General features: G+C 61.4%; 13 protein-coding genes and 2 pseudogenes. 7 read left to right on the top strand and 8 right to left on the bottom strand.

Going from position 1 to position 14343, the window contains the following annotated elements; all coding sequences use genetic code 11:
• The first annotated feature begins 61 nt into the window (after positions 1–61).
• On the top strand, positions 62–517 hold the full coding sequence (locus tag IAI53_RS15860) for a hypothetical protein (RefSeq protein WP_187719109.1): 456 nt from the start codon (positions 62–64) through the stop codon (positions 515–517).
• A gap of 42 nt (positions 518–559) precedes the next feature.
• Here IAI53_RS15860 and IAI53_RS15855 read toward each other — a convergent pair.
• From IAI53_RS15855 to IAI53_RS15840, 3 genes and pseudogenes are all read right to left on the bottom strand, one after another.
• Positions 560–1080 (bottom strand): annotated as a pseudogene (locus tag IAI53_RS15855) (integrase core domain-containing protein); the annotation flags it as partial.
• A gap of 125 nt (positions 1081–1205) precedes the next feature.
• On the bottom strand, positions 1206–1460 hold the full coding sequence (locus IAI53_RS15845) for an AbrB/MazE/SpoVT family DNA-binding domain-containing protein (RefSeq protein ID WP_187719108.1): 255 nt from the start codon (positions 1458–1460) through the stop codon (positions 1206–1208).
• Between the two features lie 66 nt (positions 1461–1526).
• Positions 1527–1745, bottom strand: coding sequence for a type II toxin-antitoxin system HicB family antitoxin (locus IAI53_RS15840; RefSeq protein ID WP_222948321.1), 219 nt, complete (start codon positions 1743–1745; stop codon positions 1527–1529).
• A gap of 506 nt (positions 1746–2251) precedes the next feature.
• On the opposite strand from IAI53_RS15840, the gene IAI53_RS15835 reads away from it, so the two are divergent.
• On the top strand, positions 2252–2455 hold the full coding sequence (locus IAI53_RS15835; RefSeq protein WP_187719107.1) for an MbcA/ParS/Xre antitoxin family protein: 204 nt from the start codon (positions 2252–2254) through the stop codon (positions 2453–2455).
• A 570-nt stretch (positions 2456–3025) separates the two neighbouring features.
• Here IAI53_RS15835 and IAI53_RS15830 read toward each other — a convergent pair.
• The 5 genes and pseudogenes from IAI53_RS15830 to IAI53_RS15810 form a co-directional block, all read right to left on the bottom strand.
• Positions 3026–3187 carry a hypothetical protein gene (locus IAI53_RS15830; RefSeq protein ID WP_187719106.1) on the bottom strand — a complete coding sequence of 54 codons (162 nt, stop codon included), beginning with the start codon at positions 3185–3187 and terminating at the stop codon, positions 3026–3028.
• 578 nt (positions 3188–3765) lie between these two features.
• Positions 3766–4050 carry a YnfA family protein gene (locus tag IAI53_RS15825; RefSeq protein ID WP_222948386.1) on the bottom strand — a complete coding sequence of 95 codons (285 nt, stop codon included), beginning with the start codon at positions 4048–4050 and terminating at the stop codon, positions 3766–3768.
• A 29-nt stretch (positions 4051–4079) separates the two neighbouring features.
• Positions 4080–4666 (bottom strand): annotated as a pseudogene (locus IAI53_RS15820) (cation diffusion facilitator family transporter).
• Positions 4667–5042: 376 nt separating this feature from the next.
• A complete protein-coding gene (locus IAI53_RS15815; RefSeq protein WP_187719105.1) occupies positions 5043–6398 on the bottom strand; it encodes a heavy metal sensor histidine kinase in 1356 nt (451 codons plus the stop codon).
• A 2-nt stretch (positions 6399–6400) separates the two neighbouring features.
• Positions 6401–7087, bottom strand: a complete 687-nt coding sequence (locus IAI53_RS15810) for a heavy metal response regulator transcription factor (protein WP_187719104.1) — start codon at positions 7085–7087, stop codon at positions 6401–6403.
• Positions 7088–7256: 169 nt separating this feature from the next.
• Here IAI53_RS15810 and IAI53_RS15805 point away from each other — a divergent pair, with 169 nt between their 5' ends.
• The 5 genes from IAI53_RS15805 to IAI53_RS15785 all read left to right on the top strand — a co-directional run bounded on the left by IAI53_RS15805 (position 7257) and on the right by IAI53_RS15785 (position 14302).
• Complete coding sequence (locus IAI53_RS15805; RefSeq protein WP_187719103.1) at positions 7257–7595, top strand: DUF4148 domain-containing protein; 339 nt, start codon at positions 7257–7259, stop codon at positions 7593–7595.
• A 613-nt stretch (positions 7596–8208) separates the two neighbouring features.
• Positions 8209–9477 (top strand): TolC family protein, encoded by a 1269-nt coding sequence (locus IAI53_RS15800; protein WP_187719102.1) that lies wholly within the window; start codon positions 8209–8211, stop codon positions 9475–9477.
• 17 nt (positions 9478–9494) lie between these two features.
• Positions 9495–10058 (top strand): hypothetical protein, encoded by a 564-nt coding sequence (locus IAI53_RS15795; RefSeq protein WP_002931009.1) that lies wholly within the window; start codon positions 9495–9497, stop codon positions 10056–10058.
• Entirely contained in the window at positions 10055–11167 is a 1113-nt protein-coding gene (locus IAI53_RS15790) for an efflux RND transporter periplasmic adaptor subunit (RefSeq protein WP_002931006.1), read from the top strand. The genes IAI53_RS15795 and IAI53_RS15790 overlap by 4 nt, the downstream gene beginning before the upstream one ends.
• A 15-nt stretch (positions 11168–11182) precedes the next feature.
• Positions 11183–14302, top strand: coding sequence for an efflux RND transporter permease subunit (locus IAI53_RS15785; RefSeq protein WP_187719101.1), 3120 nt, complete (start codon positions 11183–11185; stop codon positions 14300–14302).
• Positions 14303–14343 lie beyond the last annotated feature (41 nt).

Raw genomic sequence — 14343 nt, 5'->3', positions numbered from 1 at the left:
ATGCAACGCTTGAGATTCTCAATCCACGGAATATACTCTACAAAACCTATGGAGGTGTCTCATGATTCATACGTACCCCGAGGCCGAACTCCCTATACCACCGTCGCTTGCCCCCAACGGGGAGCGGAGTTGGCACTGGGTTGAGTTAGGCTTGATAGTCCCGCATTTTCTCGTAAAGGTTGAACTTCTTAGCCCTGAAGGCTGGATATCTCGCCACATCCTCACCACTGAGTTTCAGTTTGTCCTCGACAATTTGAACGAAGAACACGCCAGAGTAACGACTGTATATCTACTTAGCGGCTTCGAAGCCGATGGTGCTCAGCATCCTGCGTGCCATGAGATTTCGCAGGTTTGGGCGACCGATGACGATAATGATGCACTGATAGACTTGGTCTTTGTATTGAGAACCGGCGTGGTCATGGCTAGCCTGCCTTGGTTCAGACTGGCCTATGTCGACAGCAGCACGATGCGGCTTATTGCCGACCTGAGCAAAAATGCTGGACCTCATGTCCAATGAACTGGAGTAAAGTCGACGCCGCATCCAGGGCGAGGGCACAGATCAAGTAATCACCTGACACGGGCCCCGAGCCGGCGTTGTTCTATGCGGCCTCCGCGTCTCCGGGGGCTGTTCGGTGATACCGGCCAGGAAGGCCTGAATCGGCGTCCTGCCCTCCATCATGCGGCGTTGATGCGGTCGCTCATGGTTGTAGTGATGCAGGTAGCGGTCGAGGTCGCCTTGCATCTGCTCGACCGACTCGTACCACGTGGTGCGCCCGACCACCCGGATTTGTTCATCGAGCAAGGTGCGGTCCAGTCGTTCGACGAAGCCGTTGCTTTGCGGGCGCCGCACCGGGTAGTGCGGTGCTCGATGCCGTCTAACTGCAGGAACAGTTCGAACGGATGGTGATCGGGGCTTCCGCAGTACTCGCGGCCGTTGTCCGAGAGCACTGTTTCGATCCTCTCCCCATGTGTTTCGAAGAACGGCAGCACGTCGTTGTTGAGCACATCTACCTGACCTACTCGGTAAAGCTCATTGAGGGCAGCCCGATGAACAGCCTGACGGCCGTGGCGGTCGACCAAGCGACGCGCATTCCGGTCGAGAAATAGACTTCGGACTCAGCTGGCGGTGAACCTCGGGTAGCGACGGGCACCCCCACAAGCAGATAACATGGCCGGGGAGCGCGTCGCGTCCCCTTGATCGCCCATCAGCGGACGGCCTCCGCACCAACGAACGGCGCCGCATCCCAGGCGTTGATGTCCGAAGGCGCCGGAGCTTGCTCTTCGCACAGCGCCAGCAGCTCACCGAGTGAGTACTTCTTGGTTTGGGGCCTCAGCAGGAGGACGCCGTCCCTCTCCTCGGCCTTGAGTTGCTGGCCGACCTTCAGGTTCAACGATGCAATCAGGGTTGGCGGCAAGATGACCCCCACGGCCTTCCCCAAGCGACGAATCACAAGATCCATGGCTTCTCCAAGTATTGTTCGACAGCGACTGTATAGCAACAACGCCCCTTGGCACTGCGGATTCAATCAGTTGCTACAGCTACTCCGCGCCCCGATCAAGCTAAGACGGTACCCGCCTCCTCTCGACACTTCGTCGCCGCCTTCGAAGTAAAGCGTTAGCGCTTCTTGCAGATTTGCGACAGCGTCGCGCTCAGTAACCCCGTCACTTGCTATCTCAACATCAAGGCAGCAAGCGACGAACACGCCATCTTCGGGGACCACAACGTAGCGCAGTTCGCGTTCCATCTCGGTGATCCTAGCACCTGTCGTGCAAGTCGGCCGAGGACCGCTGTCAGCGGGAGCGGAGCCCGATTGACAGCCTCCGCTCGGTCCAGGAAACGGATGACCGCTCGTAGTACGGTTCAACTCCCGTCGTTGTATGATGACTCCGCTTGCCCCGCAGGCAGTTTCACTTTTCTGCCCAGTCGCTATCGCGCCTATTTGACGGGGAGGGTCAACGAGTGAACATTGACACAAAGAGCCGTCACGTCACCGCGGTTGGCGGTAACATCTATCTGGACTTGGGTTTCCGTGCAGACGAGGCAGCCACTCTGCAGGCAGGAACCAAGAGCACCATCGCGCAGAAGCTGGATCATGAAGCTCCTCCCGAACCGCTGGTCACCGCAACGGTTAGCGCAAAGTCCAACCGGTAGCTCCATGGAACGAGTTGGGCAGCACCTGATCTGCAGCCACATGCAGCGCCAAGTTTGCGGGGCAGGCGGATCTGCTCCCGCCGCGATAGCATTGGACCGATGACCCAGCCAATTACAGACCAAGCTGTTGTGATCCGACTCGCGAAAGAGGTCTTCGGTGGGGCCGAGCGTGCCGAAGCGTGGCTCCACACGGAAAACATCGTCCTGGACGGCAAGGCGCCAGCCTCGCTACTTGACACCGATGCCGGACGGCTTGAGGTCATCCGCATCATGCATGCGATTGCGCGCGGAATGAGCGCATGAGCCGCTCGATTACCAGCACATCAAGCGATCGGATCATCGCTCACCCTAGCTCGACCACGATTCCGATATCGTTCTGACCCGCCCGGGGATTTTCGGACCACAATCGCCAATTTCTTGTCCAGTTCCGCCTTGCTCGGTGACTCCCTACCCTTTTTCGGGACAAGTTCCGAGTTTGTGCTCACTTCGGCCGGTTGTGCGAATATTGAGAAGCACGGCGGACGCGTGGAGCCGATGCCCGTCCTGGGATCTTGCAAGCTGACGGCCGATCACGCCAAGCTCGACTTGTTCGCTCAGCGCACATCTCTTCACCTGCGTGTCGATGATGAGATGAAGGCGATGGGCCTCGCAGAAAGTTCCAGCGTCAGCCGATTGACGCTTGACCACTGCCGGGAAGGTGATTTCGCGGCGGAAACGGTCGCCGGGTCCGCGTTAACGCGGCAGTCGTCCTCAAGCTCGTTCTGGTCAAGATGGCGAAGCGATGATTGTTCCCTTCGGTGAAAGCACTAGGAATGGAAGGATGACATGATGCTAACCCGCGATGCTAGGCAAACAGTAGTCGAGCGTGCCGGGTCAGATTCTGACTTCGCCAGGGCGCTTCTCGCTGAAGCCGCCACCCTCTTTCTCAGCAGCGAGACGGTAGCAGCCCGGCTCATTCTTCGTGATCTCGTACACGCGACGGTCGGCTTTGAGTACTTGGCTGAACTCACTCACAAACCCATCAAGACTCTGCATCGCATGCTATCGTCCAAAGGCAATCCCGGCGTGGACTGCCTAGCGGCCGTCTTTGACGCACTTCGCAGCCGGCTAAAGGTGGCACTTGAGGTGCGGGTGGTCGAACCGGGAAAGCTGGCAAGTATGACGACGGCACACGAGCCCGGACTCCAAAGCAGTCGAATTGGCCAGGAGAGCACCAAGCATGAAAGGTAAAGCGTAGATCATTCAACCTGAGGTTCGTCCCAAGTCTTTCGCAGCACTGTTCACCGAACGGGTGCTATCGACCCCGTGCTGCCGTTCATTCAACCGAACGACCAATGACAAGTAACAGCATCAAGCCGCCGCCTGCTACGCAACGCTTACGAATAGCTAGCTGGCACGGCGGTAGCACAATTTGAATGTCGATGATGTAGGTCCGGGTAGTGCGGGCGCCCGGGGACTATCACCTTTTGGCGACTGGTTTGCCGCTGGCGCTGCGCTGCCCGAATTGTAGGCCGCCTGCATCTCCTGCCACCTGCTGGCAGTGGAGGGGTAAGGTTAAGAAGTGGCTGACCCGCGAGGCGGATTGAAGCTCATGGCATGCGGTTGCAAACACCCTACTTGGGCTGAAACGCGATGATGCTCATGCCCGCCAGCGTCACCACTACACCGGCGACGTCCCAGGCGGAGGGGCGGATTCCGTCCACCGTCCACAGCCATAGGATGGCGACGCTGATGTACATCCCGCCGTATGCGGCATAGACGCGGCCGGAGGCCGCCTCATGCAGCGTGAGTAACCACGCGAAGGCCGCCAGGCTCACCGCCGCAGGCAGAAGTAGCCAAACCGAGCCCCCCTTCTTGAGCCACAGCCAGGGCAGATAGCAGCCGACGATCTCGGCCATCGCTGTGACGAAGTAAAGTAGCAATGTCCTCACGCGGCTCCTCCGGCAGGGCTTTCCCGAAGCCCGGCGTGGTGATAGATCTCGATCGTTGAGTGGACGATCTCCTCGTGCACCGCCAAGCGGCTCCTCACAGCGTCGGGGGTGCGTGCGCGGTCATGCGTCACCACCGCGATGGCCAGCACCGAGGTGGCCGCGTCGGCGATCACGTGAAGGTAGGCGGATTTGAGCTTGAGGCCGTGATGATCGTGACCGTGTCCGTGTGAGTGGCCGTGATGGTGAGCCTTGCCCGGGATCAGCGCACAAACGACGGTGACGGCCAAGCCCAGGATGGCGACCGCGATGGCCTCCTTGTACTGGATGGGTTGCGGCGACACGATGCGTTCGATCGAACCGATGACCATCATCACTGCCACGCCGAGCAGGAAGATGGCGCTGGCGAAGCCTCCGAGGATCTCGATTTTCCAGGTGCCGAAAGCGAAGCGCGGATCGTTCGCGCAGCGGCATAGGCCAGCGCGGCAGACACGCCGATCGCGAAGGTATGCGGGCTCATATGCCAGCCGTCGGCCAGCAGCGCCATTGAGTTGAACCACCAGCCTGCGGTGATCTCGACAACCATCGCAACGGCAGTGATCCACATCACCACCGAGGTACTGCTTTTGGCAAGCGCATTGCCGCCATCGAAGACGTGATCATGGGTCCAGGTGGACGGGTTCTCGGTGGGCACGGCAAGGCTCACTTGAGGTAGCTGCGCAGGACGCCTATCAGATCCTCGGCACCCTTGTGCGTCGGCATCGTCGGTCATTGCGGAGTCTCCGAGGTGGGTGCTGACAGACACTTAGAACACGTCAGCCATCGGCGCCGCGCACGAAGGCGATCTGGTGCAAGTTCGTGGTGTCGAGCGCACTCTACCTGGCCACGTATCCATGTGACCCCAGCACTCTCGATAGTCAGTGCCGCAAAGAGGCAAAGTTCAGCCCTTTCAGCAATGCGCCTTATCTGTCATGAGGTGCTACCTCCATTTGGCTGCACCCGCACATGGCAAGGCCAACGCTCGTCGTTCCGGCAGCTGACCGCACAAAGGTGGCGCCGCCATGCATTCGCGCGATCGCAGCTACGATCGCCAAGCCGAGCCCGTGATTATGGTCGCGATGTTCGCGGGCCCCATCAACCCGATAAAAGCGGTCGAATAGACGAGGCAAATGCTCCGGGGGGATGACAGGGCCCGTGTTGCTGACAGACAGGCAAATGCGGCCATCCGTGTCCTGCTTGATATCGACCTCGATCACCGATCCGCGCTCTGCGAAACGGGTCGCGTTGGCGAGCAGGTTCGAGAGCGCACGCCTAACCAACCCAGCATCGACTGTGCCCATGCCGTCACCGCATAAGCGCGCAGTCACGCCGGCCTCCTGCATTGACGCTTCGTGGAATTCGATGACCTCGGACACCAGTTCGGCCAGGCTATCCACACGGTGGCGACGGGCGCGCTCCCCGCGATCGGCCCGGGACAAGAACAACATGTCATTGACCAGCCCCGCTAAAAGTTGAAGATCCTCGAGGTTCGATCCGAGCACATCGCGCAGTTCGGCGACATCGCGCTGACGACTCAGAGCTAGCTCGGTCTCACCAATCAAGGTCGCCAGCGGTGTGCGCAGCTCGTGAGCGACATCGGCGTTGAACCCTTCCAGTTGTTGATATGCGCGGTTCAATCGAACCAGGAGCGCGTTGAATTGTGTGACCAACGGCTGAAGCTCCTGTGCCTGGGCGGAGCCGTCAAGCGGCTGTCCAACGCTTTCCGGGCTTAGGGCCGCTGCTTGTCGAGCCAGGTCGCGAACAGGCAAGAGCGCTCTACGAACGAGCCATGCGCCGCCCACTGAGATGGCCGCCGCTCCACCAAGGGCGCTCGCGAGTAGCGTCCAGGCCAACTGCTCCAAAAGCAGCGCGTCGGCGCTGCTGTCGAGCATCAATTCGGCGCGCAGCATGGTTGTGGGCGACCATGGCACGGAGATTTCGAACTCATCCCGCCGCAGGATTGCGCCGGGGCTTGAACGCGCCGGAGTTGCGTACAGAGGAGCGTCAGATCCCTGGATCAGTCGTAACTCGAGGTTGGCATGGCCCACAAAGAAGTCGTCGAGCTTGTGGCGCAGGCTCGGCAACGCGTCACGCGTTGCGATCTCGCCGACGAGATGGCGCACTATGTCCCGCTTGTGCCGCAGTTCGTCCGTCTGCTTGTTGGAGAAATTTAGACTCGCACCCACGTAAACGATCGAGCAGACCAAGCCGAGCCCCAGCGAGGCCAGCACGACGAGCCACCACGATAACCAGCGGCTAAGCGAACGCGGATTGCGCATTCTCAGGGCTTCCGGTCCTCAAGGACGTATCCCATGCCGCGCACGGTATGCAACAACTTCTTCTCGAAAGCGTCGTCGATCTTGCCGCGCAACCGGCGCACCGCAACTTCGACCACGTTCGTATTGCTGTCGAAATTCATGTCCCACACCTGCGCTGCGAGCGCGGTACGGGAAAGGACCTGCCCTTGCCGGCGCAGCAGCAACGTCAGCAACGTGAACTCCTTGGCGGTCAGGTCGAGGCGCTGCCCGGATCGTGACGCCTTGCGTCGAACCAGGTCGAGTTCGAGGTCCGCCAAACGGAGCACCGTTGAATCCTGGCTATCCGAGCGCAAGGCACCGCGCCGCAACAAGGCCTGCACGCGAGCGAGCAACTCGGACAGAGCAAACGGCTTCACCAGGTAATCGTCGGCACCCGCCTGCAGGCCTCTGACCCGATCCTCGACCTTGTCCCGCGCGGTCAGCATCAGGACGGGTACGTGTTTGCCCCGACGCAGTTCTTGCAAGACGGCATAGCCATCCAGCCCCGGAAGCATGACGTCGAGGAGGACGAGGTCGTAATGCCCTTCGGTCGCGAGATAGCGGCCATCCGTGCCGCTGTGCGCGACATCCACGATGTAATTGCTTTCGGTGAGCGCCCTGCGTAGGTATTCGGCGAGCTTGGGCTCGTCTTCCACAACCAGAATCTTCATGCAGCGATTATCGGGGAGATGCCGAAACCATCACATTACGAAATCGTAATCTGGCAGTTCGCGATTCGACGAGGATGGACCCTTAAAGTCCGCGACGTGTTCGGTGCAAGGCGACGTCAAGTGGCTTATGCCGAACGCCACCTCTTACGTTGAACGAAGGAGTCTCGTCATGTCGAAAACCCGCACCACTGCCCTCTTTTCGCTTCTTGCTGCCGTCCTTGTCGTTCCTGCGGCTGCACAAGCCAGCTCGCTGTGGCATCCCGCTCCCGGCGAACAGGGGTTCACGTTTCATCCGGATCACTCCACGAGCACGAAAACCCGCGCCGAGGTGTTGCGCGAGCTCGAACAGGCAAAGGCCGATGGCAGCTATTCCTACCTGCAGCGTGGCCTCGCGGTGCCCTCGCGCGCTTCAGGACCCGGCAAGACTCGTGCAGAAGTCCTCAAGGAGTTGGTCGACATGACCCCGAAAGAGCGCGCGTACATGAATGAAATGTACAGTGCTCCTTAAGCCCTCTATCGGCGCGAAACGTCGGGCTGTCCAGGCGTTTCGCCCAGCGGGTTCTCGTAAAGCGCCGGTCGGTCTGCCCATTGGCACCACCGTTGTCGACGATAGCAAATCCTTATTGATAGAATCCGCGCAATGCGTCGTTGGCTTGCGATTTTCCTCTTGGTCCTGCTGCCTGCCCAACTGGGTTGGGCGGCGGTGGGCGTTTACTGCGCACACGAATCCGGTGCCGCAGCCGATCATTTTGGCCATCACGCGCATCGTCATACCGAAGACGACAAAGGCAAGGAAAAAGGGGGCTTGACGAAGGGCGCGCACGCAGACTGCGCATCGTGCCAAGTGGTCGGCTCTTCAGTAGTGGCGAGTGAGTCCGGCGCGCTTTGCCCACAGCATCAGGCGTCCCTCCCCATCGACATAACGCCTGCGTGCTCGCTTGCGGAACATCCCGCAGAGCCCGAACGTCCTAAATGGGCCTGCCCAGCCTGATCGGCAGGGCGGTCGCCTTCATTCCTTCTTGATGTTCCTACCGCTTTGAGCGGTGGGATCACGCGTCCATTGCGATCGCTCCGATCGCCCTCAGCCGATTCCCAGTGTCTTTCCATCAACGGAGAATTGGATGTTTCAGCAACTTCATCTCAAATGGCTGCCTGCGCTAATGCTCGGCCTTGCCGTCAACGGTGTCTGGGCGCAGCAGCTGACCCCCCCGGCCCCAAGTGCCGCCCTATCCCTCAAGCACGCTTTCGAGGCAGCATGGGCACGCCAGCCTGAAGCGCTGTCGCTCACGACTCAACAGGAAGCGGCGCAGGCGCGCCGCGACAGTGCCAACAGTTGGTTTGTCGAACCGCCCGCCCTTGAGGTAGCCGGTAAGACCGATCAGTTGGACAGCAATCGCGGGAGCCGTGAGTACGAGGTCGGTATCGCGGTTCCGATCTGGCTGTCGGGCGAACGTTCGAGCACTGCAGCCCTCGCCACTGCCGAAATAGCTGCCACGGCGAGCCGGGCTCGCGGCGCGCAGTTGCGCACCGCTGCAGCGGTACGCACAGCATATTGGGATTGGCAACGCGCGCGTGTAGATGTGACGCTGGCGAGGGCGGGTCTCGCGAACGCCCGCGAACTGGCCGCCGACGTGGCCAAGCGCATCAAGGCGGGTGATCTGGCGCGCGCAGATCAGCATCAGGCCGACGGTGTCCAAGCTACAGCTGAAGCCGCCGTCGCCGAGGCAGAAAGCGCCCTTGCAGATGCTGCACAGCAGTTGCGCACGCTCACTGGAATCGGGCCAGAACGCTCATCCGGCGGGGTGTCTGCGCCGGAGCCCGTCCCTTCCGCTGCGACACCGACACAGATTCTTGAGACGGCGCACCCTGCAGTGGCCGAGCTGCGTGATCGGGTCGACGTTGCGCGGCGCACGATGACCCTTGCCAGCGTTCAGGGCCGCGCGAATCCGGAGTTGAGTGTCACGACCACCCGCGAACGCGGCGCATCGGGTGAATCCTGGGAACAGACGGTCACGTTGGGCTTGCGCATTCCGCTTGGTTCCGGTTCGCGCAGCCGGTCCCGCGTTGCAAGCGCCAATGCAGAGGCCATCGAGGCCGAGGCGCAACTGCAGATCGAACTCGAACGTCTGCTGGCCGAAACAGAGATGGCGCACCAGCGCGTCGAATCGAGACGGCAGCAGGTCGCCGCTGCTGAACGGCGCTCCGACCTCGCACAGGCTTCACGCGGCTTCTTCGAGAAGGCGTTCCGCCTCGGTGAGGCCGATCTGCCGACCCGTCTGCGCATCGAATTCGAGGCGGCCGAAGCCGAACGCGAGCTCGCTCGCGCGCGTATTGATCTGGCAGCCGCCATCTCGGCCCAGCGCCAAGCGTTGGGCCTGCTTCCCGAATGAATAACAGGATCCCCAAAATGAAATCCACTCATACCCTCGCGGCATGGAGCCTCGCTGCAGTGCTTGCCGGGCTTGCCCCGCAAACGCTGGCCGGTGACGGACACGACCATGGAGAAGCGCCCGCGACCACAGCGGGCCCGGCATTGCCGCGATTTACCGCCGTCTCGGAACTCTTCGAGCTGGTCGGCGTAGTGAATGGCAAGAACGTCACCGTCTATCTTGACCACTTCGCTGACAACAGTCCGGTCAAGGACGCAAAGGTCGATCTGGAACTCGATGGGAAGGCCGTTGCGCTCACGCCCCATGCCGACGGTGAGTTCGGGGCCACGCTCGAGGAGACGCTCAAGCCGGGTGTCGTCTCTGTCACGGCAACGGTGATTGCCGGCCAGGACGCCGATTTGCTCGCTGGTGAGCTCGACTTGCATGAGACCGCCGCCGAGGCGCACGAAGAGGTTGCCGAATTGGACATTAAACCCTACGCAATTGGGGCAGGCGCGGGGGGGCTTGTGCTAGGCCTCATCGGCTGGATTGTGCTTCGCAAGGGGAATTCGCGTAATCGCTCGACTGGAGGTGCCGCATGAAGCTGAGCGTACTGTTTGCTGCGCTGGCGCTGGTATCGGCCAGTGCCTCGTGGAATGCCTTTGCTGGCGAAGGCCATGATCATGGCGATGAAGGTCCAGTTGTGGCAGGAGGCAATGGGCCACAACGGCAAGCCGATGGCAGTGTCTTTCTGCCCAAGCCGGCACAACGCCAGATCGGTGTTCGCACGTTGGTTACGGAAGCCGGCGAATTGCCGCGTACCACCGCGCTGGCCGGCAAGGTGGTCATGGACCCGAATGCCGGCGGAAAGGTGCAGGCCATGGTGGCTGGGCGCCTGGAGGCGGGCCCGCAGGGGTTGCCAAGCGTCGGTCAGGCCGTGAAGAAGGGGGTCGTGCTGGCTTACGTCAGTCCTTCGACGGACCAGATCGAGCGGTCTAACCAGATGGCGCAATTGGCCGAGCTGCACGCGGCCAGGGCCCTTGTGGAAAAGCGCCTCGCGCGTCTGAAGGAACTCGCCGACACGGTACCGCGCAAGGAGATCGAAGCGGCCGAAAGCGAGCTTGCCAGCCTGAAGGCTAGATCGAAAGCGATCGGTGGTGGCCTCAATGCCCGTGATGTCCTGACCGCACCCGTGAGCGGTGTGATCGCATCGACTAACGCCGTGTCAGGCCAGGTGGTCGATGCGCGCGAGCTCGTGTTCGAGATCGTCGACCCGAAGCGGCTGCGCGTCGAGGCGCTCTCCTATGATCCAGAAATGGCGGCGGATGTCGCCTCTGCAAGTCTTGCGGTCGGCGACCAGCGGATCCCGCTCACCTTCATCGGCGCCGCCCGCAGCCTGCGCGAGCAGGCCTTGCCACTCACCTTTGCAGCCGAAGGTGAAGCGCTGGCCTTTCTTGCCGTGGGGCAGCCGGTCGAGGTCTTCGTCCAGTCGCGCAGCACGCAGCAGGGTGTAAGCGTTCCCGCAGCATCGGTGCTGAAGAATTCGGCAAACCAAACCATCGTCTGGGTAAAGACGGCGCCCGAACGTTTCGAGTCCCGGACCGTCACGATCGCGCCGCTGGACGGTGTGAATATTGGGGTGACGTCCGGCCTCGAAGCCGGCGAGCGGGTCGCCTCCCGTGCCGCCACGCTGATCAACCAGATCCGCTGACGGGGAGTCTATCCGATGTTCAAGTGGCTACTCGACAACAGCCTTGGTAACCGGCTGCTGGTGATTATCGCCAGCCTGGTACTGATGGCCTATGGGGCGTTCACGCTTTCGCGAACACCCGTGGACGTATTTCCGGATCTCAACAAGCCGACGGTCACGATCATGACCGAAGCCGGCGGCATGGCGGCGGAGGAGGTCGAGCAACTCATCACCTTTCCGCTCGAGACCACCATGAATGGTTTGCCCGGCGTGGAGTCAGTGCGCTCTACCTCGAGCTCGGGGCTGTCCTTCATCTACGTGACCTTCGACTGGAGTACCGAGATTTTCCGCGCCCGGCAGATGGTGTCGGAACGCCTCTCAGCCATGGAGGAAGGGTTGCCTGAAGACGTGATTCCGCGCATGGGGCCGATCAGCTCGGTCATGGGCGAGATCATGCAGATCGCGATCCCGATCGACACGGCGAAGATCTCGCCGATGCAGGTCCGAGAGTATGCGGACTGGGTTCTTCGTCCGCGCCTGATGGCGATCCCCGGCATCGCGCAAGTCATCCCGATTGGCGGGGAGGTGCGGCAGTTCCAGGTTCAGCCCGACACCCGCCGTATGGCTGAGCTCGGTGTTTCGTTGGAGCAGTTGGAAGGGGCGATTCGAGGCTTCTCGTCGAACACCTCGGGGGGTTTTCTCGAACTGAACGGGCGCGAGTATCTCATCCGCCATCTCGGTCGGACCTCGAGCCTGGAGGATCTGAAGAACCTCGCGATCACTGCGCGAGATGGCCAGCCGATCCTGCTGCGTCAGATCGCATCCGTGACCTTCGCAGCGGCGCCCAAACGGGGGGATGCGGGCTTCGAGGGCAAACCGGCCGTCATTCTCGGCATTCAGAAGCAGCCTACGGCGGACACCATTCACCTGACTCGCTCGATCGAAACCGCGCTCGAAGAGATGAAGATATCGCTCCCGGCCGGGATGGATGCGCCGGAGGTGACCTTCCGGCAGGCGACTTTCATCGAGGCATCGATCAGCACGCTCAAGGGTAAGCTGATTGGCGCATCGGTGTTCGTTGCGGCAATCCTCTTCTTTTTTCTCGGCACCCTGCGCCCGACGATCATCGCGCTCACCGCGATTCCGGTGTCCATCTTCATGACGGCGTTGGTCTTCAAGTATTTCGGGCAGTCGATCAACACGATGACCCTTGGTGGTCTCGCGATTGCGATTGGCGGCTTGGTCGACGATGCGGTTGTGGGCGTAGAGAACGTGCTGCGCCGATTGAAGGAGGACCGCGCAAAGCATCACGACCATCGGCTTCACCCGATCGAACTCGTGGCGCGCGCAACGATGGAAGTGCGCTCGGCCATCCTTTACGCGACGATCATCATCGTGCTGGTGTTCTTGCCGCTGTTCGCGCTGCCTGGCATGGAGGGGCGGCTGTTCGTGCCGCTCGGCGTGGCGTTCATCGTCTCCACGCTCGCCTCGTTGGTCGTCTCGGTGACCGTGACGCCGGTGCTGTCCTTTTACCTGCTTCCCCGGATGAAGTCCCTCGATCACGGTGACACGCGCTTGCTCGCCTGGCTCAAGGCACGTTATCGCGGGGCGTTGCAGGGGGTGCTCGAGCACCCCAGGGCGGCCGTCACAGCGGGTGCGGTTGCGGTGGCAATTGCTGCCGCTGCGGTACCGTTCTTCCCCACGACCTTTCTGCCGCCGTTCAACGAAGGCACCTTGCTGATCGGCATGCGGCTCAACCCGGGCGTTACCCTGGCGGAGTCGACCGCGCTCGCGCAGCAAGCGGAAGTGCTCGTGAAACAGGTTCCCGAAGTGACGCACGTCGGGCGCCGAAGCGGGCGGGCCGAGCTTGACGAGCATGCGGAAGGTGTCCACGTCAGCGAGCTCGATGTGGGGCTGAAACCCGCCGGTGAGCTGAGCCGCTCAATGGGTGAGATCACCGCAGACATCCGGTCGCGACTGGTCAATCTGCCAGCTGCGATCGCGATCGGGCAACCGATCTCACATCGCATCGACCACATGCTGTCGGGCGTGCGCTCGCAGATCGCGATCAAAATCTTCGGCGAGGATCTCGACACCCTGCGCGGTCAGGCTGACCTATTGCGAACGCGGCTTGCCGCCATTCCGGGGCTCGCCGACCTGGAGATCGAGAAGCAAGTGCTCGCGCCGCAGATCAAGGTGCGGATCGACTATGCGGCCGCTGCCCGTTACGGGGTGCCGGCACCGCAGATTCTGGCCGCGCTGCAAAACCTCGTCGAGGGCGAGAAGGTCACCCAGATCGTCGAGGGTGGTCGACGGTTCCCATTGGTCGTTCGCCTACCGGAAACGGCGCGCTCGGTCGACGGGCTGGCTCAGATCCTGATCGAAACGCCGACCGGACATGTGCCCTTGTCGAAGCTGGCGTCGATCGAGGATGGTGACGGTCCGAACCAAGTGAGCCGGGACGACGGTAAGCGCCGCATCGTGCTTTCGGCCAATGCGCAACAGCGTCCGCTATCGGAGGTCGTCGAGGACATCCGTGCCGTCGTGGCCGACCTTAAGTTGCCCGAGGGCTACTTCATCACCCTCGGCGGGCAGTTCCAAGCTCAGGAAGAGGCATCCCGTTTAGTCGGGTTGCTTTCGATCATCTCACTCGTGCTGATGTTCGTCGTGCTTTACAGCCGCTACAAGTCGGTTCGACTCTCGGCGCTCATCATGGCGAACATTCCGCTCGCACTGGTCGGGGCGGTGATTGGACTGTGGATCTCCGGTCAGCCGTTGTCGGTGGCGGCACTCGTCGGCTTCATCACGCTTGCAGGTATTTCGGTGCGAAACGGCATCCTCAAGGTGAGCCATTACCTCAACCTGATGCGTATCGAGGGCGAGAGCTTCGACCACACGATGATCCTGCGGGGCTCGATCGAGCGCCTGTCGCCGGTGCTGATGACCGCACTGGTAACCGCGTTTGCGCTTGCACCGCTGCTGTTCGAGGCCGAGCGCCCGGGTACCGAGATCCTGCATCCGGTGGCCGTGGTGATCTTCTCGGGCCTCATCAGTTCGACCCTGCTGGATACCTTCCTTACCCCTGCAATGTTCTGGCTCTTCGGCCGCCGCGATGCAGAGAGTCTGCTCGACGATCGAAATGCCGAAGCATTCTGACGCTGCTTAACCCGCCTCATGCAAACCAGAAAGGAAAAACC

The sequence above is a fragment of the Thauera sedimentorum genome (assembly GCF_014489115.1).
In the GTDB taxonomy this organism is placed as follows: domain Bacteria; phylum Pseudomonadota; class Gammaproteobacteria; order Burkholderiales; family Rhodocyclaceae; genus Pseudothauera; species Pseudothauera sedimentorum.
This window is presented reverse-complemented; position numbering and strand designations above follow the sequence as displayed.

Excerpts from the sequence above, each read along its gene's own strand:
- IAI53_RS15860 (WP_187719109.1), top strand. The coding sequence starts at position 62 with ATGATTCATACGTACCCCGAGGCCGAACTCCCTATACCACCGTCGCTT.
- IAI53_RS15845 (WP_187719108.1), bottom strand. The coding sequence starts at position 1,460 with ATGGATCTTGTGATTCGTCGCTTGGGGAAGGCCGTGGGGGTCATCTTG.
- IAI53_RS15840 (WP_222948321.1), bottom strand. The coding sequence starts at position 1,745 with ATGGAACGCGAACTGCGCTACGTTGTGGTCCCCGAAGATGGCGTGTTC.
- IAI53_RS15835 (WP_187719107.1), top strand. The coding sequence starts at position 2,252 with ATGACCCAGCCAATTACAGACCAAGCTGTTGTGATCCGACTCGCGAAA.
- IAI53_RS15830 (WP_187719106.1), bottom strand. The coding sequence starts at position 3,187 with ATGCAGAGTCTTGATGGGTTTGTGAGTGAGTTCAGCCAAGTACTCAAA.
- IAI53_RS15825 (WP_222948386.1), bottom strand. The coding sequence starts at position 4,050 with ATGGCCGAGATCGTCGGCTGCTATCTGCCCTGGCTGTGGCTCAAGAAG.
- IAI53_RS15815 (WP_187719105.1), bottom strand. The coding sequence starts at position 6,398 with ATGCGCAATCCGCGTTCGCTTAGCCGCTGGTTATCGTGGTGGCTCGTC.
- IAI53_RS15810 (WP_187719104.1), bottom strand. The coding sequence starts at position 7,087 with ATGAAGATTCTGGTTGTGGAAGACGAGCCCAAGCTCGCCGAATACCTA.
- IAI53_RS15805 (WP_187719103.1), top strand. The coding sequence starts at position 7,257 with ATGTCGAAAACCCGCACCACTGCCCTCTTTTCGCTTCTTGCTGCCGTC.
- IAI53_RS15800 (WP_187719102.1), top strand. The coding sequence starts at position 8,209 with ATGTTTCAGCAACTTCATCTCAAATGGCTGCCTGCGCTAATGCTCGGC.
- IAI53_RS15795 (WP_002931009.1), top strand. The coding sequence starts at position 9,495 with ATGAAATCCACTCATACCCTCGCGGCATGGAGCCTCGCTGCAGTGCTT.
- IAI53_RS15790 (WP_002931006.1), top strand. The coding sequence starts at position 10,055 with ATGAAGCTGAGCGTACTGTTTGCTGCGCTGGCGCTGGTATCGGCCAGT.
- IAI53_RS15785 (WP_187719101.1), top strand. The coding sequence starts at position 11,183 with ATGTTCAAGTGGCTACTCGACAACAGCCTTGGTAACCGGCTGCTGGTG.